General features: G+C 70.4%; 22 protein-coding genes. 13 read left to right on the forward strand and 9 right to left on the reverse strand.

The features are described from left to right. Positions 1 to 38: 38 nt before the first annotated feature. Together ACIQU3_RS19720 and meaB are read left to right on the forward strand one after the other, a co-directional pair. A complete protein-coding gene (locus ACIQU3_RS19720) occupies positions 39 to 1,247 on the forward strand; it encodes an acetyl-CoA C-acetyltransferase (protein ID WP_403926697.1) in 1,209 nt (402 codons plus the stop codon). 53 nt (positions 1,248 to 1,300) lie between these two features. Beyond that, positions 1,301 to 2,257, forward strand: a complete 957-nt coding sequence (meaB, locus tag ACIQU3_RS19725; RefSeq protein WP_385661473.1) for a methylmalonyl Co-A mutase-associated GTPase MeaB — start codon at positions 1,301 to 1,303, stop codon at positions 2,255 to 2,257. 485 nt (positions 2,258 to 2,742) lie between these two features. Here meaB and ACIQU3_RS19730 read toward each other — a convergent pair whose 3' ends face one another. Beyond that, on the reverse strand, positions 2,743 to 3,354 hold the full coding sequence (locus ACIQU3_RS19730; protein WP_403926699.1) for a PepSY domain-containing protein: 612 nt from the start codon (positions 3,352 to 3,354) through the stop codon (positions 2,743 to 2,745). Between the two features lie 116 nt (positions 3,355 to 3,470). Between ACIQU3_RS19730 and ACIQU3_RS19735 the strand changes: the two genes are divergently transcribed. Together ACIQU3_RS19735 and ACIQU3_RS19740 are read left to right on the forward strand one after the other, a co-directional pair. Then, positions 3,471 to 4,139, forward strand: coding sequence for a response regulator transcription factor (locus ACIQU3_RS19735; RefSeq protein ID WP_403926702.1), 669 nt, complete (start codon positions 3,471 to 3,473; stop codon positions 4,137 to 4,139). Further along, a complete protein-coding gene (locus ACIQU3_RS19740; protein WP_403926705.1) occupies positions 4,136 to 5,545 on the forward strand; it encodes a sensor histidine kinase in 1,410 nt (469 codons plus the stop codon). Before ACIQU3_RS19735 ends, ACIQU3_RS19740 begins: the two co-directional genes overlap by 4 nt. A 99-nt stretch (positions 5,546 to 5,644) precedes the next feature. On the opposite strand, the gene ACIQU3_RS19745 is transcribed toward ACIQU3_RS19740, so the two are convergent. The 4 genes from ACIQU3_RS19745 to ACIQU3_RS19760 all read right to left on the reverse strand — a co-directional run bounded on the left by ACIQU3_RS19745 (position 5,645) and on the right by ACIQU3_RS19760 (position 8,319). Next, a complete protein-coding gene (locus ACIQU3_RS19745) occupies positions 5,645 to 6,121 on the reverse strand; it encodes a MarR family winged helix-turn-helix transcriptional regulator (protein WP_403744164.1) in 477 nt (158 codons plus the stop codon). Between the two features lie 116 nt (positions 6,122 to 6,237). Next, complete coding sequence (locus ACIQU3_RS19750) at positions 6,238 to 7,038, reverse strand: AIM24 family protein (RefSeq protein WP_403744162.1); 801 nt, start codon at positions 7,036 to 7,038, stop codon at positions 6,238 to 6,240. After that, on the reverse strand, positions 7,035 to 7,685 hold the full coding sequence (locus ACIQU3_RS19755) for an AIM24 family protein (protein ID WP_403744160.1): 651 nt from the start codon (positions 7,683 to 7,685) through the stop codon (positions 7,035 to 7,037). Before ACIQU3_RS19755 ends, ACIQU3_RS19750 begins: the two co-directional genes overlap by 4 nt. 1 nt (position 7,686) lies before the next feature. Beyond that, on the reverse strand, positions 7,687 to 8,319 hold the full coding sequence (locus tag ACIQU3_RS19760; protein ID WP_403744183.1) for an AIM24 family protein: 633 nt from the start codon (positions 8,317 to 8,319) through the stop codon (positions 7,687 to 7,689). A gap of 168 nt (positions 8,320 to 8,487) precedes the next feature. Between ACIQU3_RS19760 and ACIQU3_RS19765 the strand changes: the two genes are divergently transcribed. The 5 genes from ACIQU3_RS19765 (at position 8,488) to ACIQU3_RS19785 (ending at position 12,079) form a co-directional block, all read left to right on the forward strand. Then, positions 8,488 to 8,832 (forward strand): DUF3817 domain-containing protein, encoded by a 345-nt coding sequence (locus ACIQU3_RS19765; RefSeq protein WP_234848108.1) that lies wholly within the window; start codon positions 8,488 to 8,490, stop codon positions 8,830 to 8,832. Beyond that, positions 8,829 to 9,122: an MTH1187 family thiamine-binding protein gene (locus tag ACIQU3_RS19770; protein WP_030854324.1), complete on the forward strand. Its 294-nt coding sequence runs from the start codon at positions 8,829 to 8,831 to the stop codon at positions 9,120 to 9,122. The genes ACIQU3_RS19765 and ACIQU3_RS19770 overlap by 4 nt, the downstream gene beginning before the upstream one ends. Before the next feature lie 249 nt (positions 9,123 to 9,371). After that, positions 9,372 to 9,881 carry a MarR family winged helix-turn-helix transcriptional regulator gene (locus tag ACIQU3_RS19775; protein WP_403744155.1) on the forward strand — a complete coding sequence of 170 codons (510 nt, stop codon included), beginning with the start codon at positions 9,372 to 9,374 and terminating at the stop codon, positions 9,879 to 9,881. Positions 9,882 to 9,924: 43 nt separating this feature from the next. Beyond that, positions 9,925 to 10,263: a DUF3817 domain-containing protein gene (locus tag ACIQU3_RS19780; RefSeq protein ID WP_403744152.1), complete on the forward strand. Its 339-nt coding sequence runs from the start codon at positions 9,925 to 9,927 to the stop codon at positions 10,261 to 10,263. Positions 10,264 to 10,378: 115 nt separating this feature from the next. Beyond that, the gene (locus ACIQU3_RS19785) at positions 10,379 to 12,079 is read left to right on the forward strand and encodes a methylmalonyl-CoA mutase (RefSeq protein WP_403926709.1); all 1,701 of its coding nucleotides are present in this window, start codon (positions 10,379 to 10,381) and stop codon (positions 12,077 to 12,079) included. A gap of 4 nt (positions 12,080 to 12,083) precedes the next feature. Here ACIQU3_RS19785 and ACIQU3_RS19790 read toward each other — a convergent pair whose 3' ends face one another. Continuing rightward, positions 12,084 to 12,695, reverse strand: a complete 612-nt coding sequence (locus ACIQU3_RS19790) for a TetR/AcrR family transcriptional regulator (RefSeq protein ID WP_403744148.1) — start codon at positions 12,693 to 12,695, stop codon at positions 12,084 to 12,086. Between the two features lie 235 nt (positions 12,696 to 12,930). On the opposite strand from ACIQU3_RS19790, the gene ACIQU3_RS19795 reads away from it, so the two are divergent. From ACIQU3_RS19795 to ACIQU3_RS19810, 4 genes are all read left to right on the forward strand, one after another. After that, positions 12,931 to 13,905: a tetratricopeptide repeat protein gene (locus ACIQU3_RS19795; RefSeq protein WP_403744146.1), complete on the forward strand. Its 975-nt coding sequence runs from the start codon at positions 12,931 to 12,933 to the stop codon at positions 13,903 to 13,905. A 621-nt stretch (positions 13,906 to 14,526) separates the two neighbouring features. Next, positions 14,527 to 15,159, forward strand: a complete 633-nt coding sequence (locus tag ACIQU3_RS19800; RefSeq protein WP_403744144.1) for a DUF6230 family protein — start codon at positions 14,527 to 14,529, stop codon at positions 15,157 to 15,159. A 118-nt stretch (positions 15,160 to 15,277) separates the two neighbouring features. Beyond that, positions 15,278 to 15,841 carry a DUF6114 domain-containing protein gene (locus ACIQU3_RS19805; protein WP_403744142.1) on the forward strand — a complete coding sequence of 188 codons (564 nt, stop codon included), beginning with the start codon at positions 15,278 to 15,280 and terminating at the stop codon, positions 15,839 to 15,841. Continuing rightward, positions 15,831 to 17,213, forward strand: a complete 1,383-nt coding sequence (locus ACIQU3_RS19810; RefSeq protein WP_403926712.1) for a hypothetical protein — start codon at positions 15,831 to 15,833, stop codon at positions 17,211 to 17,213. Before ACIQU3_RS19805 ends, ACIQU3_RS19810 begins: the two co-directional genes overlap by 11 nt. Positions 17,214 to 17,315: 102 nt before the next feature. Here ACIQU3_RS19810 and pyk read toward each other — a convergent pair whose 3' ends face one another. The 3 genes from pyk to pta form a co-directional block, all read right to left on the reverse strand. Beyond that, positions 17,316 to 18,743 (reverse strand): pyruvate kinase, encoded by a 1,428-nt coding sequence (pyk, locus tag ACIQU3_RS19815; RefSeq protein WP_403744139.1) that lies wholly within the window; start codon positions 18,741 to 18,743, stop codon positions 17,316 to 17,318. 74 nt (positions 18,744 to 18,817) lie between these two features. Next, positions 18,818 to 20,032, reverse strand: coding sequence for an acetate kinase (locus ACIQU3_RS19820; protein WP_403744137.1), 1,215 nt, complete (start codon positions 20,030 to 20,032; stop codon positions 18,818 to 18,820). Continuing rightward, positions 20,029 to 22,131, reverse strand: coding sequence for a phosphate acetyltransferase (pta, locus tag ACIQU3_RS19825; protein WP_403744135.1), 2,103 nt, complete (start codon positions 22,129 to 22,131; stop codon positions 20,029 to 20,031). The genes ACIQU3_RS19820 and pta overlap by 4 nt, the downstream gene beginning before the upstream one ends. Between the last annotated feature and the right edge of the window lie 158 nt (positions 22,132 to 22,289).

The raw sequence follows: 22,289 nt of genomic DNA on the forward strand, positions 1-22,289 counted from the left end.
ACTCCTCGGCTGTGCAGCCGGTAAGGGGATCGCAGCTCATGTCTTCTGGAACTTCCGAAGCGAACAGCACGGTGATCGTCGCGGGCGCGCGTACGCCCATGGGTCGGTTGCTCGGATCGCTGAAGTCCTTCTCCGGAGCCGACCTCGGCGGCTTCGCGATCAAGGCCGCCCTCGACCGTGCGGGGATCGGCGGCGACCAGGTGCAGTACGTGATCATGGGGCAGGTGCTCCAGGCCGGTGCGGGGCAGATCCCGGCCCGCCAGGCCGCCGTCAAGGCCGGCATCCCGATGAACGTGCCGGCGCTGACCATCAACAAGGTGTGTCTGTCGGGCCTCGACGCCATCGCGCTCGCCGACCAGCTCATCCGCGCGGGTGAGTTCGACGTGGTCGTCGCCGGTGGCCAGGAGTCCATGACCAACGCCCCGCACCTGCTGCCGAAGTCCCGCGAGGGCTACAAGTACGGCGCGGTCGAGATGCTCGACGCCATGGCCCACGACGGTCTGACCGACTCCTTCGACGGTGTCGCCATGGGCGAGTCGACGGAGAAGCACAACACCCGCCTCGGCATCGCCCGGCCGGAGCAGGACGAGATCGCCGCGCTGTCGCACCAGCGGGCCGCCGCGGCGCAGAAGAACGGCCTGTTCGACGCCGAGATCACGCCCGTCGAGATCCCGCAGCGCAAGGGCGACCCGGTGCTGTTCAGCAAGGACGAGGGCATCCGCGGTGACACGACCGCCGAGTCGCTCGGGAAGCTGCGTCCGGCGTTCGCCAAGGACGGCACGATCACGGCCGGTTCCGCCTCGCAGATCTCCGACGGTGCCGCCGCCGTCGTCGTGATGAGCAAGGCCAAGGCCCAGGAGCTCGGCCTGGAGTGGATCGCCGAGATCGGGGCGCACGGGAACGTGGCCGGGCCGGACAACTCGCTGCAGTCGCAGCCGTCCAACGCGATCCTGCACGCCCTGAAGAAGGAAGGCCTGGAGGTCTCGGACCTCGACCTCATCGAGATCAACGAGGCGTTCGCGGCCGTGGCCGTGCAGTCCATGAAGGACCTCGGAGTTTCCACCGAAAAGGTGAATGTCAACGGTGGTGCGATTGCCCTGGGTCACCCGATCGGGATGTCCGGCGCGCGTCTGGTGCTGCATCTGGCGCTGGAGCTGAAGCGGCGCGGCGGTGGTGTGGGCGCGGCCGCGCTGTGCGGTGGCGGCGGGCAGGGTGACGCGCTGATCGTGCGGGTACCGAAGGCCTGAGAGCACTTTCGGCCGGTCCCTCGGCCAGGTCCCTTTCTCTGAACGGAGCTGTGATGCAGGACGTCTCCACCCTGGTGGCCCAGGCCAGGGAAGGCCGGCCGCGGGCCGTGGCCCGGCTGATCTCCCTGGTGGAGGGGGCGTCCCCGCAGCTGAGGGAGGTCATGGCGGCGCTCGCGCCCCTGACGGGCGGGGCGTACGTCGTGGGGCTGACCGGGTCGCCCGGGGTCGGCAAGTCCACGTCGACCTCGGCACTGGTCACCGCGTACCGCAAGCAGGGCAGGCGGGTCGGCGTGCTCGCCGTCGACCCGTCGTCCCCGTTCTCGGGCGGGGCGCTGCTCGGGGACCGGGTGCGGATGTCGGAGCACGCGTCCGACCCGGGCGTGTACATCCGGTCGATGGCGACGCGCGGGCATCTGGGCGGGCTGGCGTGGGCCGCCCCGCAGGCCATCCGGGTGCTCGACGCCGCCGGCTGTGACGTGATCCTGGTCGAGACGGTGGGTGTGGGGCAGTCGGAGGTGGAGATCGCCTCGCAGGCGGACACGTCCGTCGTGCTGCTCGCTCCGGGGATGGGCGACGGGATCCAGGCGGCCAAGGCCGGGATCCTGGAGATCGGTGACGTGTACGTCGTGAACAAGGCGGACCGGGACGGGGCCGACGCCACCGCCCGCGAGCTGAACCACATGCTGGGGCTCGGGGAGTCCCGGGGGCCGGGCGACTGGCGTCCGCCGATCGTGAAGACGGTCGCCGCGCGGGGGGAGGGCGTCGACGAGGTCGTCGAGGCGCTGGAGAAGCACCGGGCCTGGATGGAGGAGCGGGGCGTCCTCGCGGAGCGCCGGGCGGCCCGGGCCTCGCGTGAGGTGGAGACGATCGCGGTGACGGCACTGCGGGAGCGGATCGGAGACCTGCACGGGGACCGACGGCTCGGGGCGCTGGCGGAGCGGATCGTGTCGGGCGAGCTGGATCCGTACCGGGCGGCGGACGAACTGGTCGCGGGGCTGACGGAGGGCTGAGGACGCTTCGGCTTCGCGCCGGGTGAGGGTGCGCGTCTTCGGGTTCGCGCCGGGTGGGGGTGCGCGCTTTCGGGTTCGGGCCGGGTGTGGGGGTGTGCGCTTTCGGCTTCGCGTCGGGTGGGGTGTGTGTCTTCGGGTTCGCGCCGGGTGGGGGTGCGCGCCTTCGGCTTCGCGCCGGTGGTGGGTCGGGGCCGCGCCGGGGGGTGTCCGTCCTCGGAACGGCGCGATGGGCCCGCATACCGACTGACTGCCCGTTGACGCGCCAACCGCTGCGGGCGGACACCCCCCGACACGGTCCCTTGCGTACGACGGCGGGTGCGGGAGCGTTGTGGCGCGCCCAGCCGCGGGCACGCGCCGCCGCGGGCATGCGTGCCGCTGGGGGCGGCACGGGTGGGCGCAGCGGCACCCCGCTACGCCGGGCTGCGGACCCACCCGGCCCCGGTGTCCCTGTGGACGCCGGGGCCGTGAAGAGGGGGAGCCGGTGATCAGTCCTGGTCGTCGGAGCGGTCCGCCGTGACCTTGCCCGACTCGAGGTCGATCTTCCAGTCCTGCTCGGCGCCGCCGGACTTACGGGTCTCGGTCTCCCAGGCCCTGTCCTCGCCGTCCTCGTCGAGGTCGACGGACGTCACGACGCCCTTGCCGGCGGCAGCCTTCGCGGCCTCCTCGGCCGTCACCGACGAGCCCTTCAGAGCCGCCCGCACCTGCGCCGTGTCGTCCTCGTCGTCGGTGTGCGAGCCGAGGACCCTGCCACTGGCCGGGTCGACGTCCACGCTGTGCCAGGTGTCGTCGCCGGCCAGGACGTCGACCGTCCAGACGACCTTGCCGCCGTCGTCCTCGTCGTCCAGCTCGGCGGAGACGACCGTGCCGGACGTGTGCTTCAGCGCGGAGGCGATGGCCTCGGACGCCGTGACGTCCGCGGACGAGGCCCGCTCGGCGTCGTCGTCCCGGTCGTCCTGTGCGTCGTCGTTCGCGAGCCGGGTGTCCGCCGCCTGCCGCGCCGAGCCCCCGTCGTCTCCCGTGGTCGCCAGTGCGGTGGCCGTACCGCCTCCGATCAGAGCGGCGGCGGTCACGGCGGCGATCACGATGTTGCGCTTCATGCGGATTCCTCCCGAGTCATTTTGTTTTCGACGTCTTCGACTCTGGCGGACGGAGGCTGAGAGGAAGCTGAAGGCCCCTGAAGGGATCTTCAGGTTGGCTTTGCCACTCTTTACGCATGCGCCTGTTGATCGTGGAGGACGAGAAGCGGCTGGCCCTGTCGCTCGCCAGGGGCCTGACGGCCGAGGGGTACGCCGTGGACGTCGTCCACGACGGCCGCGAGGGGCTGTACCAGGCCTCGGAGGGCACGTACGACCTGGTCATCCTCGACATCATGCTGCCCGGCCTCAACGGCTACCGGGTCTGCGCCGCCCTGCGGGCCGCGGGCCACGGGGTGCCGATCCTGATGCTGACGGCCAAGGACGGCGAGTACGACGAGGCCGAGGGGCTCGACACCGGTGCGGACGACTACCTGACCAAGCCGTTCTCGTACGTCGTGCTCGTCGCCCGGGTCAAGGCGCTGCTGCGAAGGCGCGGGCAGGGGGCCGGGGCGTCGCCCGTGCACGTGCACGGCGACCTGAAGGTGGACACCGCGGCGCGCCGGGTGTTCCTCGGTGCGGACGAGGTCACCCTCACCGCCAAGGAGTTCTCCGTGCTGGAGCAGCTCGTGCTGCGGGCCGGCGAGGTGGTGCCCAAGTCCGAGATCCTGGAGCACGTCTGGGACTTCGCGTACGAGGGTGATCCCAACATCGTCGAGGTGTACGTCAGCACCCTGCGGCGCAAGCTGCGGGCGGGGCTGATCCGGACCGTGCGCGGGGCCGGCTACCGGCTGGAGACGTCGCCGTGAGGCGGCTGTTCGGGTCCGTCCGGGCGCGGGCCACGCTGGGAGCCACGCTCGTCGTCGCGGTGGCGCTCGTCGCCGCGGGCGCCGCCGTGCTGCTGTCGCTGCGGTCCAACCTGATCGGCGAGGCCGGTACGCAGGCGGAGCGCTCCGCGCGGGCGGTCGCCGCCGAACTCGCCGCCGGCACGCCGTACGACGAGCTCTCGGGGCTGGACGGCGACGACGGGCCGGTGCAGGTCGTCGACGAGGACAAGCGACTGGTCGCGGCCAGTGACGATCTGGAGCGGATCAGCGGGACCGACACCGGGCAGGTGAAGCCGCAGCCGGCGGCGAGTCCCGCCGGTGATGACGACGACGACTCCGATGACGCGGGCGAGGCACTGGAACCCGGTGAGATCTCCGGGGAGAGCGTCTTCAGCAACGGGTCCGCGACGATCGACGGCGACGCGGAGGACTACCGCTTCGCCGCCGTCGAGGTGGAGACCCACGACCGGGGCCACCTCAAGGTCTACGCCGGTTCCCCGCTGGCCGCCGAGCACGGGGCCGTGCGGACCGCGCTGACGGTGATGCTGATCGGTTTCCCGCTGCTGCTCGCCGTCGTCGCGGCCGTCACCTGGCTGGTCACCCGCAGGGCCCTGCGGCCCGTGGAGGGCATCCGGCGCGAGATGGCCGCGATCACCCACTCCGAGGATCTCGCCCGGCGCGTTCCGGAGCCGGACACGCACGACGAGATCGCCCGGCTCGCCAGCACCACCAACGAGACCCTCGCGGCCCTGGAGACCTCCGTGGAGCGGCAGCGGCGTTTCGTCGCCGACGCGTCCCACGAGCTGCGGAGCCCCATCGCCTCGCTGCGGACGCAGCTGGAGGTGGCCGCGGCCCATCCCGAGCTGCTGGACCTCGACGGGGCCGTGGAGGACACCGTACGGCTCCAGCGGCTCGCCGCCGACCTGCTGCTGCTCGCCCGGCTGGACGCGGGGGAGCGGCCCAACGACGCGAAGGTCGACCTCGCCGCACTCGCCCGCGAGGAGGCCGACGGGCGGACGGGTGTCACCGTGGACGCGGAACCGGTGGAGGTGGCCGGATCGCGGGGGCAGCTGGGGCGGGTGCTCGCCAATCTGCTGGACAACGCCCAGCGGCACGCCCGGTCCGCGGTCACCGTGACGGTGCGGCGCGAGGGCGACCGGGCCGTGGTGGGGGTGGCGGACGACGGTGACGGGGTGCCCGAGGGCGACCGGGAGCGGATCTTCGAACGGTTCGTCCGGCTGGACGCCGCACGCAGTCGCGACGACGGCGGTGCCGGGCTGGGGCTCGCCATCGCCCGGGACGTCGCCGTCCGGCACGGCGGCACCCTCACGGCGGGGCGGGGGCCCGCAGGCGGAGCCCTGTTCGAACTCCGCCTGCCGCTCGCCTAGGGCATGTCGTTCGGATCAGGTCGGCCGGGAGTGACTGCGCCTCTCGGCGCCCCGTGACGCCGGCATGATCCAGACGACAGGCCCCGGCGGGAAGCGCGGCTACGGGCGCCCGCGCTGGCCGCGCAGGTGCTCCGCGACGGGCTTGAGGCCCTTGTCCAGCTCGGCCAGGGCCTCGGGGGACAGCAGGTCGATGAAGTGCCTGCGTACGGAGGCCACGTGGTGGGGCGCGACTTTCTGCATCGTCGACATGCCGTGGTCGGTGAGGACCGCGTAGAGCCCCCGGCGGTCCGACTCGCAGTTCTCCCGCCGGACCAGGTTCGCGTTCTCCATGCGCGTGATCTGGTGCGAGAGGCGGCTCTTGGACTGGAGCGTGGCGGAGGCGAGGTCGCTCATCCGCATTCTCTGGTCGTCGGACTCGGAGAGATTCACCAGGATCTCGTAGTCGTTCATTGTCAGGCCGAACGGCTGCAGATCCTTCTCGAGCTGGTACGTCAACAGCCTGTTGACCTCCAGGTGGGTGCGCCAAGCGCACTGCTCCGCATCGGTCAGCCAGCGGGTGGCCGTCTCGGTCTCCATGAATGAAGTCTACCTAAAATGTTGAAAGGCGAACTAGTGAGGGGTGGCGTGTGACCGCCCACACCTGGCGAACAGCCGTGCGCAGACGTTCGATGTCACACTCCGCAGACTACCGCTCACAGCCCGAAGCGACGCTGGAGGTCGCCCAGCTGTCCGGGAAGGCGCGGTACGCCGGACTGCCCCGTCTGGGGGCCGTGAGCCCCGCCGCCGGGCACGCCGGCCTGATGCGGAACCGCCCCCGTGGCCTGCTCGGCCATCAGTGTCTCGGACGACTGCAGCAGCACCGTCCCGGCGCCGACGAACTCGAACTGGTGCTCCTCGCCGGAGGCGCCTCCGAGGCCCGTCAGTGCACGTAGACCGCCCATGACGCCGGTCATGTAACCGTGGTCGTAGTGGTGGCACGGGGAGGGGCAGTCGGCCCATCCGACCAGAGCCTGGGGGTCGACCCGGATCGGGGGTTCCATGAACACCACCGGTCCGTTTGACGCGGCCACGAACTTTCCGGTTCCGATGAGGGTCAGAAAACCCGGCACGATTGATTGCTTCAGTGCCAGAGTTGGCTGAAAAGCGAGGAGGTTGCCCGAGCGAATGGTCAGGTTGCCGTCCTCGAGGTCGTACGAATTGACGTCGAAGGCCCGGTCGGCGAGGAGCATCTTGCCCGAGCCCTCCGCCACCACCCAGTCGCTCGCGTGCAGTGGCGAATGGAAGGAGGTGCGGACGAGACCGTCCAGCCGGCCGTGTCCGACGCCGTTGAAGTCGATCGACCCGTAGTAGGCGATCATCTTCCCCTTCTGCAGGAACCACTGGCTCCCCTTGAGCTCCACGCAGAAGGTGTAGGGATTGACGTTGTCGTCCGGCGGCAGCGTCGCCGGGTCGAAGACGGCGGGGCCGGCGCCCGGCGTTCCGTACGTGCTCACAGCTTCTCCTCCGACGCCTGGACGTACACCGCGCCGCTGCCGCTGAGCTCCAGCTGGAACGCCTCGCCCGAGCCGCGGCCCACCATGTCCCGCCAGCCCAGCGCCGTCGACAGCTTGTTGCGGACGTCGCCGTGGTGGGCGACGTAGGCCTGCGGGTCCACATGGACCGGGCGCTGCGGGGTGATCGGGATCTCGATGACACCGCCGTGCGCCATGACCGCGACGGCCCCGTGCCCCTTCAGCGTCGTCGTGAACAGCCCCTGGCCGCTGACCTGCCCACGCACCATGCCCATGACGCCGCCCTGCGAGCCCAGGAACATCGTGCCCTGCTGGAGCGTGCCCTCGAAGGCCAGGAGCCGGTCCGCCTCGACGCAGAGCGTGTCGCCGCTGAGGCGGATCACCTGGACGTGGTGCCCGCCGTGCCCGAACAGCACCGTGCCGCTGCCCTCGACGGACATCAGGGGGGTGTCCTCGTTCGCCACCCGGCGGCCGATCATCGACATGATCCCGCCCTGGCCGCCCGCCATGTTGGGCGTGAAGGACACCTCGCCCTTGTACGCGAGCATCGCGCCGCGCTGACTGAACAGCCGCTGCCCCGGGGCGACCGTCGCCTCGACCATCTTTCCGTTGATCTCCCGGAAGGCCATGTCACACGTCCCCCGCGATCGTGTTCCGCTCGCTCGGCTGCACGTACACCAGCCCGTCACCCTCGAACCGCATCTGGAACGCCTCGCCGCCGCCCTCCCCGAGCAGCGTGCGGAACGTCACGCCGGACTGGAAGGACTGCCGCAGGCTCCCCTGGTGCGCCACGTACGCCCCCGGGTCGACGGTCAGCGGGTACTGCGCGCTCACCCGCAGCACCACCGCCGGGCCGTCCGACATGATCGCCGCCTGGCCGTGGCCCTCGACGGTCGTCGTGAACAGCCCGTTGCCCTGCGAGGCGCCGCGCAGACCGGTGAACTCCGTGCCCGTGCGCAGGCCGCCGTCGGTCGCGAGCAGGTTGCTCGACTCGACGTAGAGCTTGTCGCCCCGGACACTGACCAGGTTGATCTCGGAGGCCCGGTCCGCGAACCAGCAGGTCCCCCGCCCCTTCACCTCCATCAACGTCATCTGCTCACCGGTCAGCCGCCGGGTCACCATCCCCCGGATCCCCTCGCCGCCGCCGCTGAGCTTCTTGAAGGCCATCTCCCCGTCGTACGCGACCATCGAGCCGTTCTTCGCCTTCACGGCATCCCCGGTCATGTCGACGGCGAGCACCTTGCTGCTCTGAAGTCGGAACATCGCCACGACTGGAAGGTAGCCGCAGGCCGGGCTCCCGGGACAGGGCCCGTGGGAGGAGAACGTCCCTGAGTGCACCCCTGAGGGCCGGGGTCCCGGGCGGTTTGCCACAATGGGCGGGACGCTTGTGCGCGTGTTCACAAACTGTTTCTCTCCCACCGAAGGTGACCCGTGGACCTCAAGACCGCCACCGCCATCCGCCGCCTCCGCCTGGTCTCGGCACCCGAGGCGATCTCGTTCCTGCTCCTGCTGGTCTGCTCGGTGCTGAAGCGGACCACGGACTTCAACGCCGTACCGGTGATGGGGGCGGTGCACGGAGCACTGTTCGTCCTCTACGTCATCTTCTGGGCGGACGCCTGGAACCGCGCGAAGTGGTCCCTGAAGACCGCCGCCCTCTACTTCGTCCTCTCGGTGCTGCCCGCCGGCGGCTTCTTCGCCGAGCGCCGGCTGCGGCGTGAGACCGAGGACGCGGTCATCGCGTCCCGCGCCCGCAAGGAAGGCGTGGTGGGCGCGTGATCGTCGCCTTTTCCGTGACGCCGCTCGGGGTCGGCGAGGACGTGGGGGAGTACGTCGCCGACGCCGTGCGGGTGGTGCGCGAGTCGGGGCTGCCGAACCGAACCGACGCGATGTTCACGTCCGTCGAAGGGGAGTGGGACGAGGTCATGGACGTCGTCCGGCGGGCGGTCGCCGCGGTCGAGCGCCGGGCGCCCCGGGTCTCCCTCGTCCTGAAGGCGGACATCCGCCCCGGCGTGACGGACGGCCTCACGTCCAAGGTGGAAACCGTGGAAAGGCACCTCGCCGAGTAGGCCCGCCCGGCCCGTCCCGAGAACCCCGGCCCCTGCGGGCCGGGGTTCTCGTCGTCGAGGCGGCCACCGGTCGCACGATCGCCCCAGTCCTGATGGGCGAGCCAAGAGGCCCCCACTCCCGCTCCCGCCCGCACCCCGACGTCTCCGTCACCGCCCCCGCCCCACGGAGGCCTCGCCTGCCCGGGCCCCGCGCGCCCGAAGGGCGAGACGGGGCTGACCAGCATGTGACCGGCCGGTAAGGTCGGGTTCGTGCCGAAGCCGCTCAGTCTCTCCTTCGATCCGATCGCGCGCGCCGACGAACGCTGGAAGCAGCGCTGGGGGAACGTGCCGTCCATGGCCGCGATCACCTCGATCATGCGCGCCCACCAGATCCTCCTCGCCGAGGTCGACGCGGTGGTCAGGCCGTACGGGCTGACGTTCGCGCGCTACGAGGCGCTGGTGCTGCTCACCTTCTCCAAGTCCGGCGAGCTGCCCATGTCCAAGATCGGTGAGCGGCTCATGGTGCACCCCACGTCCGTGACCAACACCGTGGACCGGCTGGTGAAGGCGGGCCTGGTCGGCAAGCGGCCCAACCCGAACGACGGCCGCGGCACCCTCGCCAGCATCACCGACAAGGGCCGCGAGGTCGTCGAGTCGGCCACCCGCGACCTGATGGCGATGGACTTCGGACTCGGGGTCTACGACGCGGAGGAGTGCGCGGAGATCTTCGCCATGCTGCGGCCGCTGCGCGTCTCGGCGGGCGACTTCGAAGAGGAGTGACCCGGGGCAAGATCTCCCGGAACGGGTCGTTACGCTCGACGGCATGAAGAAGAGCGTGCTGACCCGCTACCGGGTCATGGCCTACGTCACCGGTGTGCTGCTCGTCGCGCTGACCCTCGGCATGATCGGCAAGTACGTCCTGGATCTGGGCGGCGCGGCTGACTTCACCCAGGTGGTCAGCATCGCGCACGGCTGGTTGTACGTCGTGTACCTGATTTTCGCCTTCGACCTCGGCTCCAAGGCGAAGTGGCCGGTCAAGAAGCAGCTGTGGGTGCTGCTGGCCGGCACGATCCCCACGGCCGCGTTCTTCGTGGAGCGCAGGATCAGCCACGAGCTGGAGGGCCGGCTCGCGCAGGACGCGCCCGCGCCCGTCAAGGCCTAGCAGGCCTCTCGCGGCCACCGCGCGCCCCGGTGCGCGGCGGCCGCCTTCACCCGTTCGCCAGGTCACTCCCGCCGGCCATCGACATTTACTAGGACGTCCAAGTAAATTCGAGGGTATGGACGCTGACGCCATCGAGGAGGGCCGCCGCCGCTGGCAGGCCCGGTACGACGCCGCACGCAAGCGCGAGGCCGACTTCACCACGCTCTCCGGCGACCCCGTGGAGCCGGTGTACGGGCCGCGGCCCGGTGACACCTACGAGGGGTTCGACCGGATCGGCTGGCCGGGGGAGTACCCCTTCACCCGGGGCCTGTACGCGACCGGCTACCGGGGGCGGACGTGGACCATCCGGCAGTTCGCCGGGTTCGGCAACGCCGAGCAGACCAACGAGCGCTACAAGATGATCCTCCGCAACGGCGGAGGCGGGCTCTCGGTCGCCTTCGACATGCCGACCCTCATGGGGCGCGACTCCGACGACCCGCGTTCGCTCGGCGAGGTCGGGCACTGCGGTGTCGCCATCGACTCGGCGGCCGACATGGAGGTCCTGTTCAAGGGCATCCCGCTCGGTGACGTCACGACGTCGATGACCATCAGCGGCCCGGCCGTACCCGTCTTCTGCATGTACCTGGTCGCCGCCGAACGGCAGGGCGTCGACCCGTCCGTCCTCAACGGCACGCTCCAGACGGACATCTTCAAGGAGTACATCGCCCAGAAGGAGTGGCTCTTCCAGCCCGAGCCGCACCTGCGGCTCATCGGTGACCTCATGGAGCACTGCGCGGCCGGCATCCCCGCCTACAAGCCGCTGTCCGTCTCCGGCTACCACATCCGCGAGGCCGGGGCGACGGCCGCGCAGGAGCTGGCGTACACGCTGGCGGACGGCTTCGGGTACGTGGAGCTGGGCCTGTCGCGCGGGCTGGACGTGGACGTCTTCGCCCCCGGTCTGTCCTTCTTCTTCGACGCGCACGTCGACTTCTTCGAGGAGATCGCCAAGTTCCGCGCGGCCCGCCGGATCTGGGCCCGCTGGATGCGCGACGTCTACGGGGCGAAGTCGGAGAAGGCCCAGTGGCTCCGCTTCCACACACAGACCGCGGGCGTCTCCCTCACCGCGCAGCAGCCGTACAACAACGTCGTACGGACGGCCGTGGAGGCGCTGGCGGCCGTGCTCGGCGGGACGAACTCGCTGCACACCAACGCGCTCGACGAGACCCTCGCCCTGCCGAGCGAGCAGGCCGCGGAGATCGCGCTGCGCACGCAGCAGGTGCTGATGGAGGAGACCGGCGTCGCCAACGTGGCCGACCCGCTGGGCGGCTCCTGGTACATCGAGCAGCTCACCGACCGCATCGAGGCGGACGCGGAGAAGATCTTCGAGCAGATCAAGGAGCGCGGTCTGCGGGCGCACCCCGACGGGAAGCACCCCATCGGCCCGATCACCTCCGGGATCCTGCGCGGCATCGAGGACGGCTGGTTCACCGGGGAGATCGCCGAGTCGGCGTTCCGCTACCAGCAGGCGCTGGAGAAGGGCGACAAGCGGGTCGTCGGTGTGAACTGCCACGACGGGTCGGTCACCGGGGACCTGGAGATCCTGCGGGTCAGCCACGAGGTCGAGCGCGAGCAGGTCCGGACGCTGGGCGGGCGCAGGGCGGCGCGTGACGACGCCGCGGTGCGCACCGCACTCGACGCCATGCTGGCCGCCGCCCGCAGCGGCGCCAACATGATCGAGCCGATGCTGGACGCCGTCCGCGCGGAGGCGACGCTCGGGGAGATCTGCGGGGTGCTCCGCGACGAGTGGGGCGTGTACACGGAGCCGGCCGGCTTCTGAGGGGCTACGACCCCAGCCCCTGCAACAGCACCCTGGTGAAGCTGCGGACCCACTCCTCGTCGGCCGGTTCCGCGCTCACCAGGGTGCGGTGCACCACCGCACCCGCCACCATGTCGAAGATCAGGTCCACCGTGCGGGCGGCCGACTCGGGGTCCTCCTCCGCCGGGAGCTCGCCCCGCACCTGGGCCCGGGCACGGCCTTCCAGGACCAGCCTCTTCTGCCGGTCGACCACGGACGCGCGGATGCGTTCGCGCAGGGCCTCGTCGCGGGTGGCCTCCGCCACGACCGCCATCAGGCCGCTCTTCGCCTCCGGCAGCGCAAGGATCGCGGCGAACTGCAGCACCACGCCCTCGATGTCGGCGGCCAGCGAGCCGCAGTCGGGGAGCTCCAGTGCGTCGAACAGCTCGGCCACGGCGTCGACGACCAGTTCGTTCTTGCCCGCCCAGCGGCGGTAGAGCGTCGTCTTGGCAACCCCGGCTCGGGTCGCCACGTCTCCCAGGGTGAGCTTGGACCAGCCCAGCTCCACCAGCGCCTCACGGGTCGCGGCCAGGATCGCGGCGTCCGCCTCGGCGCTGCGCGGGCGCCCGGAACGGCCGGCTGGGCTGCGACTGTGCATGTCCCGACCATAAACCGGCGGTTCCCACGCGACCCCGTGAGGGAGATCACCGGGGGGTGGTGTCCCGGAGCCTCCGGGTGGCATTACGCTACGACTCGTAGCGAAAGCCCGTGAGGGACGTACACGGGCCTCGGTACACCAGGCGTGGGGTGGGGACCCGGCGCCAAGGGCACGGACCGGCCCTGCTTTCACACCGTTTTTCACGCGCGCGCACCGTAAGGGGGAGGATAGGCGCATGCAGCCACGGAACATGTCCATGAGCGGAGTCGTCGACCTCGCCGCGGTGAAGGCGGCCCAGGAGGCCAAGGCGAAGGCGGAGCAGGCGCGCGCGCAAGCAGCCCGGGAGGGCGGGACGGGGGCGATCTCCCCGGCCGACCTCGTCATCGACGTCGATGAGGCGGGGTTCGAGAGGGACGTCCTGCAGCGTTCCGCCGAGGTGCCCGTCGTCATCGACTTCTGGGCCGAGTGGTGTGAGCCCTGCAAGCAGCTCAGCCCGGTCCTGGAGCGGCTGGCCGTCGAGTACAACGGCCGCTTCCTGCTCGCCAAGATCGACGTCGACGCCAACCAGATGCTGATGCAGCAGTTCGGCATCCAGGGAATCCCCGCGGTGTTCGCGGTCGTCGCGGGGCAGGCGCTGCCGCTCTTCCAGGGGGCGGCCGGCGAGGCCCAGATCCGGGAGACCCTCGACCAGCTGGTACAGGTCGGCGAGCAGCGCTTCGGTCTGACCGGCCTCACCGTCGACCCCGAGGCCGATCCGGGCGGTGCCCAGGCGGCTCCGGAGCGGCCGGCCGGCCCTCACGACGGTCTCCTCGAGGCCGCCGTGCAGGCGCTGGATTCGGGCGATCTGTCCGGTGCCGTCCAGGCGTACAAGAACGTACTGAACGAGGACCCGGGCAACGAAGAGGCCAAACTGGGCCTCGCGCAGGCCGAGTTGCTCCAGCGGGTGCAGGGCGTCGACCCGCAGCAGGTGCGCCGGGACGCGGCCGACAAGCCGGCCGACGTGCAGGCGCAGATCGCCGCGGCCGACCTGGATCTGGTGGGCGGCCACGTCGAGGACGCGTTCGGCCGGCTCATCGAGACCGTGCAGCGCACGGTGGGTGACGACCGTGACACCGTACGCGTGCGGCTGCTGGAGCTGTTCGAGGTCGTCGGTCCCGACGACCCCCGCGTGATCGCGGCCCGCAGGGCCCTGGCGCGCGCCCTGTTCTGACCAGTCGTTAAACGCGCGGGCATGTGGTGCCCGCGTGAAAAGTTTGCCCAGAACAGGTCACTGCGGCCGCGCTTTACCAAAACTTGGTAATCGCGGCCGCTGTTACTACGAGTAAGTCACAGCCGTTGATCTGTCGGTTTCTGTCCATCGATCAACAGCTTTGTACCGCCGTCCGGCACCACCCTGAGTCGCCGACCGAGACCGATGGGTCGTTGTTCGGTTATCCGGCCGTTACTAGCGAGTAACGAACCCCCTTGTGCGGGCGGCGAGAATGCACCACGATCGGCCACGCTCGGTCCATTCCCGTACCCCGGCAGCCGGTTGGGTCGCGGGACAACCTGGGTCCCCACCGAGCAGAGCCGGCGGCAGTGGCGCCGGCTCTTGGACAGGGGGGTCTTCGCCCTTCCGGCGAAGCCTGTCCAGCAGGGTTGTGCGTGATGCGTGTCAGGCGCGACCAGTGGTTGTCGCTCGGGGGTGATCGCCGGTGATTCGGGCGCAGTTGCGCCGCCGAGTGCAGGCGCTCTCCTTCCCGAGGACGTAGCACTTCTCCCATCCCTGTCCGGCTGAGCCGCCAATCGGGGCGAGCCAGGACAGGAGATGTACGTCCGAGAAGGAGGAAATATGGAGTCCCAGGTGCGTGGCGGGACCAGATGGAAGCGGTTCGCTGTGGTCATGGTGCCCAGCGTCGCCGCCACGGCTGCGATAGGTGTCGCCCTCGCGCAGGGCGCTCTCGCCGCGTCGTTCAGCGTCTCCGGTCAGTCGTTCAAGGTCACGACCGACCAGCTCGTCGGTGAGGGCTTCTCGCAGTACGGCGCCCTCGACGAGGGGTACACGCTCGACGGCAAGAAGTCGGTGCACCCGGTCGCGGTCTCGTCGTTCAAGTCGGCGACGATCAAGAACCTGTGCCAGTCGGTCGTCACCCCGAACATTCCGGTGCTCGGGAACGTCAGCCTCATCCTGCGTGCGGGTCAGGGTGCGAAGCCGGTGGAGGCCCAGAACCTCTACATCGACGTCGCCGACCTCAGCGCCGATGCGACGTTCGAGAACATCGACATCGGTGTGGCCGCCAAGGACGCCAACAAGGGTCCGGCCATGCGGAAGGGCGAGACGACCAACCCGTACGGCTTCGCCCAGCAGGCGGACAGGGCGACCCTGACCGACGTGAAGCAGACGGCGTGGGCGACCACCGCCGGAACCTTCAAGCTCAGCGGCCTGAAGATGTCGCTGTCGACGGGTGTCAAGGAGTGCTACTAAGCACTCGATGACGGGCGGGGGAGCCGGTGGCGCCCCCGCCCGTCCACCTTCCGGCCGCGCCTTCACGCGCGGTCCACATCACCACCACAGCAACGCTGTACCAGGGAGCTGTTTTTCCATGAGCGCCGAGACTCCTGCCGCCACCGGCCAGTTCACCGTCCGGAGGCAGCAGTTCCGCGCCTGGCGGGGTGAGCGGCCGTTCTGGGCCGGGCTGTTCGTCCTTCTCAGTGGACTGCCCATCGCCTACTTCCCGTACGCGAACCTCCAGATCGGTCACCTGACGCTGGCGATGGCGACCACCGCGGGTGCCGGGTCCCTGATCATCGGCGTGCTGCTCGTCGTACTGGGCGTCAGCCTCTGGTTCCAGAAGCACGTCCGCGTCTTCGCGGGAGTCGCGGCGATCCTGCTGGCGCTGGTGTCCATCCCCGTGTCCAACCTCGGCGGCTTCCTCATCGGCTTCCTCCTGGCCCTCGTGGGCGGGGCGATGGCCGTGGCGTGGGCGCCGGGCGCACCGCCCGCGGGACAGCCCGCCGCCATGGCCAGCACGGGCGTCGACGGGGCTCCCGAGGCCAAGGACCACGACACCGCGGCGCTGCGGCCGGTGGACGGGGTGGACGGGCCGAACGATCTGTCAGGAACGAACCCGGCCAACGGGGCGAACGGGAGGCACAGTGCCGGCTGACGAGGTGACCCACGGGGCAGGTGTGGAGGCGTCCCGTGTGAGAACCGGGCCGCGCCACGCGGCACCCAAGAAGCCGCTGTTCACCAGGTTCAACAGGCCGGCCGGCAAGGCGATAGCCATGGCGGCGATGCCGACGGCGGTGCTCATGGGCATGGGCTTCACGTCGACGCTCGCCATCGCCGACAGCGACACCCCGGCGGCGCCGACCTCCAAGAGCCTGACGGCCGACGAGTACAAGGACTGTGTGGCGGCCCTCGAGGACGCCGACAAGGACTCCAAGGACTCCAAGGACTCCAAGGACGACTCCGCCTCGCCCACGCCGTCCCCCTCGGCGAGCGACGGCGCGACGGAGGAGAAGGACGACCAGGGCGACACCGCCCCGAAGCCGTCCCCCTCGGGTGGTACGGAGGCGAACAACGGCGGTTCCCCTTCGTCGGATTCAGGTTCCGACGACGAGGCCGAGCCGAAGCCGACCCCGTCCACGAGCGCGCCCGCCGCGGGCGACGAGGAGGAGGCCACGCCGTCCCCCTCGCCCTCCGAGAGCGGCGGCAACGTCCTGGAGGACATCGGCGACGCGATCGGCGGCATCTTCAACGGCGGGAACAAGGAGGAGGAGAGCCCCAGCCCGGCCCCTTCCGCCTCGGCGTCGGAGAGCACCGAGAAGCCGGCCGAGGACACCTCCGGTGCCGGGCAGGACGCGACCGAGAAGGCCGCCGACACGGTCGAGGACACCGTCAAGGACAGCACCGGCAAGGCGTCCGACACGGTGAAGGACACCGGCAAGACGGTGGAGGACACCACCAGGGCCGTCGAGAAGGCGGCCGAGGACGCGGCGGAGAAGGCGAAGGAGGCCACCGCCTCGCCCAGCCCCTCGCCGAGCGCCACCACGGACGCCGACGACTGCCCGGCCGCCACCGACGCCGAGGGCGGTGTCGACAACAAGGTGCCGCTGCCCGACGACCCGTGGTTCCTCAACGCCAGCTCGCTGACGCTGAAGGGCGCCGACTACAAGGGCGTCGTCGAGGTGCGCACCGCCAACGGCACCACCAAGAAGGTGCTCAAGTACGTCATATCCGGCGGCACCGACATCGGCGACCTGCACCAGACCGTCAAGGACAAGCAGTCCGGCAAGACCTACCACGTGCAGGCGGCCAAGGGCTCGACGTCCACGATCCGCGACGGCGACACGGTGATGTACACGGAGAGCATCTCCGGCAACCTGCTGGGGCTCATCCCGATCACGTTCGACCCGGAGCACCCGCCGCCGCTGAACATCCCGCTGATCTACTTCACCAACGTGAAGGTCCAGCAGGCCGGCCAGTTCGGCGGGACCCTCCACGTGCCGGGGCTGCACAACTTCACCACCGACTGAGCGCCCCTCCGAGCCCGTTCGGGAGCCGCACACACCGAGGGCGCCCCCTGGATCCCAGGGGGCGCCCTCGGCGGTGTACGGGCCCTCACGGCCCTTGGCGGATCAGCTCTTGGCCGCGCCCAGGTGGTGGACCCGCACCATGTTGGTGGTGCCGGGAACGCCGGGGGGCGAACCGGCGGTGATCACCACGATGTCGCCGTCGTTGAAGCGGTTCAGCTTCACCAGCTCCTGCTCGACCAGGTCGACCATCTCGTCGGTGCTGTTCACGAACGGCACCACGTGCGGCTCCACGCCCCAGCTCAGCGCCATCTGGTTGCGGGTGCCCTCGTCGGTGGTGAAGGCGATGATCGGCTGCTGCGCGCGGTAGCGGGACAGACGGCGGGCCGTGTCGCCGGACTGGGTGAAGGCCACCAGGCCCCGGCCGCCGAGGAAGTCGGCGATCTCGCACGCGGCCCGGGCCACCGAACCGCCCTGCGTACGCGGCTTCTTGCCCGGGACGAGCGGCTGCAGGCCCTTGGAGAGCAGCTCCTGCTCGGCCGCGGCGACGATCTTCGACATCGTCTTGACCGTCTCGATCGGGTACGCGCCCACGCTCGACTCGGCGGACAGCATGACCGCGTCGGCGCCGTCCAGGATCGCGTTGGCCACGTCGGAGGCCTCGGCGCGGGTCGGACGGGAGTTGGTGATCATCGACTCCATCATCTGGGTCGCCACGATCACCGGTTTGGCGTTGCGCCGGCACAGCTCGATCAGGCGCTTCTGCACCATGGGGACCTTCTCGAGCGGGTACTCGACGGCCAGGTCACCGCGGGCGACCATGACACCGTCGAACGCCATCACGACGTCCTCCATGTTCTGCACCGCCTGCGGCTTCTCCACCTTGGCGATGACGGGGACGCGGCGGCCCTCCTCGTCCATGACGCGGTGCACGTCGGCGACGTCCTTGGCGTCCCGGACGAAGGACAGCGCGACGAGGTCGCAGCCCATGCGGAGGGCGAAGCGGAGATCCTCGATGTCCTTCTCGGACAGGGCGGGCACGTTGACGGCCGCGCCGGGCAGGTTGATGCCCTTGTGGTCGGAGATGACGCCGCCCTCGATGACGATCGTCTTCACCCGCGGCCCGCTGACGTCGGTGACCTTCAGCTCGACGTTGCCGTCGTTGATGAGGATCTGGTCCCCGTGGGAGACGTCGCCGGGCAGGCCCTTGTAGGTCGTCCCGCAGATCGTCTTGTCGCCCGGGACGTCCTCGGTGGTGATGGTGAACTCGTCACCGCGGACCAGCTCCACCGGTCCCTCGGCGAAGGTCTCCAGACGGATCTTCGGGCCCTGGAGGTCGGCGAGGACACCGATGGCCCGGCCGGTCTCCTTGGCGGCGGCACGGACCCGGTCGTACCGGCCCTGGTGCTCGGCGTGCGAGCCGTGGCTGAAGTTGAAGCGGGCCACGTTCATGCCGGCTTCGATCAACGCGACAAGCTGATCGTGGGAGTCGACCGCGGGGCCGAGAGTACAGACGATTTTCGAACGGCGCATGGGGGCGATCCTATCGGTTTGTTTCGCAAGGGAATATTCCGTCTGGCGGAAAATACAAAAGGGCGGGATGCCGCTCAGGTGTGATTCCCCGAACCAATTACCAGCGCGTAGGTCTGTGTCGCGATCTCCAATTCCTCGTCAGTAGGTACCACCGCCACCGCGACCCGGGCGCCGTCGGGCGAGATCAGCCGGGCCTCGTCGGCGCGCACGGCGTTGCGCTCGCCGTCCACGGCCAGGCCCAGCTCCTCCAGACCCGCCAGGGCGGCCGCCCGCACGGGAGCCGCGTTCTCGCCCACACCCGCGGTGAAGGCGACCGCGTCCACCCGCCCGAGGACGGCGTAATAGGCCCCGATGTACTTCTTCAGGCGGTGAATGTAGATGTCGAACGCCAGCTCCGCCTGCTCGTCGCCCTCGTCGACGCGACGGCGGATCTCCCGCATGTCGTTGTCGCCGCACAGACCGATCAGACCGCTCTTCTTGTTGAGAAGAGTGTCGATCTCGTCGGCCGACATTCCACCAACACGCATCAAATGGAAGATGACGGCCGGGTCCATGTCTCCGGAGCGCGTACCCATCACGAGCCCCTCCAAAGGCGTCAGCCCCATGGAGGTGTCCACGCAGCGGCCGCCCCGCACGGCCGAGGCGGACGCCCCGTTGCCCAGGTGCAGCACGATCACGTTCGTCTCGGCCGGGTCCTTGCCCAGCAGCTCGGCGGTGGCCCGGGAGACGTAGGCGTGCGAGGTGCCGTGGAAGCCGTAGCGGCGGATGCGGTGCTCGTCGGCGGTCCTGACGTCGATCGCGTAGCGGGCGGCCGACTCCGGCATCGTCGTGTGGAACGCGGTGTCGAAGACGGCGACCTGCGGCAGGTCGGGCCGCAGCGCCTGCGCCGTACGGATCCCGGTGAGGTTGGCCGGGTTGTGCAGCGGCGCCACGGGGATGAGCCGCTCGATCTCGGCGAGCACGGCGTCGTCGATGACGGTCGGCTCGGTGAAGTACTTGCCGCCGTGCACCACCCGGTGCCCGATCGCGGCCAGCTCAGGTGAGTCCAGACCGAGGCCGTCCTTGGCGAGCTCCTCGGCCACGGCCTTCAGGGCGCCGTCGTGGTCGGCGATCGCCCCGCCGCGCTCCCGGCTCTCGCCGCCGGCCGGAGCGTGCTTCAGACGGGAGGTCTGCTCGCCGATGCGCTCCACCAGGCCCACCGCCAGCCGGCTGCTGTCGCGCATGTCGAGCAGCTGGTACTTCAGGGAGGAGGAACCGGAGTTGAGGACGAGGACGCGGGTGGGGCTCACTGGGCGGTTGCCTTCTCGCTCGGGGACGGGGCGGGGGACTGGGCCTGGATCGCCGTGATGGCGACGGTGTTGACGATGTCCTGGACGAGGGCGCCCCGGGACAGGTCGTTGACCGGCTTGCGCAGACCCTGCAGCACCGGACCGACGGCGATGGCGCCGGCCGAGCGCTGCACGGCCTTGTAGGTGTTGTTGCCGGTGTTCAGGTCGGGGAAGATCAGCACGCTCGCCTGCCCGGCGACCTCGGAACCGGGCAGCTTGGTCGCCGCGACGGACGGCTCCACGGCGGCGTCGTACTGGATCGGGCCCTCGATCTTCAGGTCGGGGCGGCGGGAGCGGACCAGCTCCGTGGCCTCGCGGACCTTGTCGACGTCGGCACCAGAACCGGAGGTTCCGGTGGAGTACGACAGCATCGCGATGCGCGGCTCCACCCCGAACTGCTCGGCCGTGGTCGCCGACTGGATGGCGATGTCGGCGAGCTGCTCGGCGTTCGGGTCCGGGTTGACCGCGCAGTCGCCGTAGACGAGGACCTTGTCGGCCAGGCACATGAAGAACACCGACGAGACGATGTCCGCGTCCGGCTTGGTCTTGATGATCTCGAAGGCCGGGCGGATGGTCGCGGCCGTGGAGTGGACCGAGCCCGAGACCATGCCGTCGGCGAGGCCCTCCTGGACCATGAGCGTGCCGAAGTAGTTCACGTCGGAGACGACGTCGTAGGCCAGCTCCACGGTGACGCCCCGGTGGGCACGCAGGGCCGCGTACTGCTCGGCGAAGGTGTCCCGCAGCTCGGAGGTCGCCGGGTCGATCAGCTGGGACTCGCCGAGGTCGATGCCGAGGTCGGCGGCCTTCTTGCGGATCAGGTCGGCCGGGCCGAGCAGGGTCAGCTCGCACACGCCACGGCGCAGCAGCACCTCGGCGGCGTGCAGCACCCGCTCCTCGGTTCCCTCGGGCAGCACCACCCGGCGCAGGTCGGAACGGGCCTGCTCCAGCAGCTTGTGCTCGAACATCATCGGCGTGACGCGGTCGCTGCTCGGCGCGGAGACCCGGCGGGCGAGGTCGGCGGTGTCGGCGTACCGCTCGAACAGGCCGAGGGCCCGCTCCGCCTTGCGCGGGGTGGCCGCGTTCAGCTTGCCCTCCAGGGAGAACAGCTGCTCGGCGGTGGGGAAGCTGGTGCCGGCCACCGACAGCACCGGCGTGCCGGGGGCGAGGCGGTCGGCGAGGGTGAGGATGTGGTCGCCGGGCACCTCGTCCAGGGTGAGCAGCACGCCCGCTATCGGCGGGGTGCCGGCGCTGTGCGCGGCGAGTGCGCCGACGACCAGGTCGGCCCGGTCGCCCGGGGTGACGACCAGGCAGCCCGGGGTCAGGGCGCCCAGGAAGTTCGGCAGCATCGCACCACCGAAGACGAAGCCGAGCACGTCCCGCGCGAGCCCGGAGTCGTCGCCGAGCACCACCTTGGCGCCGAGGGCGTGGCCGATCTGCGAGACGGTCGGCGCGGACAGCGCGGGTTCGTCGGGCAGGACGTAACAGGGCACGGGAAGCCGGGAGTCGAGCTGGCCGGCGATCTCGTCGCGGTCCTCGCGGGCCACCCGGTTGGCGACCATGGCCAGGACGTCGCAGCCCAGGGTGGCGTAGGCGCGGTAGGCGTTGCGCGTCTCGGCGAGCACGGACTCGACGGTCTGCTTGCGGCCGCCGACGACGGGGATGACGGAAGCGCCGAACTCGTTCGCCAGCCGGGCGTTGAGCGACAGCTCGTCGGGGAGCTGGGTTCCGGCGTAGTCGGTGCCGAGGACCAGCACGACGTCGTAGTCCCGGGCGACCAGGTGGAAGCGGTCGACGAGGGTGGACACCAGCTCGTCGGTGCCGGCCTCGGCCTGGAGGGCGGACGCCTCGTGGTAGTCCATGCCGTAGACGGTCGACGGGTCCTGGGTGAGCCGGTAGCGGGCGCGCAGCAGCTCGAAGAGGCGGTCGGGCCCGTCGTGGACCAGGGGGCGGAACACGCCGACCCGGTCGACCTGCCGGGTGAGGAGCTCCATGACCCCCAGTTCGACGACCTGGCGTCCGTCGCCGCGGTCGATGCCGGTCACGTACACGCTGCGGGTCACGCGCGCTCTCCGTTCGTCTCGGATGGGGGTACGCCTCTCGCCCCACTGCTATCCAGGCAGGGACACAAAAATCGCCCACCGAGGTGAGCAGAACCCTCTTGACAATACCTCTGCCGCTAGATAAGGCGCCCGTCAGGCCGGGGTGCCGCAGCGGTCGT

Source organism: Streptomyces sp. NPDC101110 (genome assembly GCF_044759525.1).
In the GTDB taxonomy this organism is placed as follows: Bacteria; Actinomycetota; Actinomycetes; order Streptomycetales; family Streptomycetaceae; genus Streptomyces.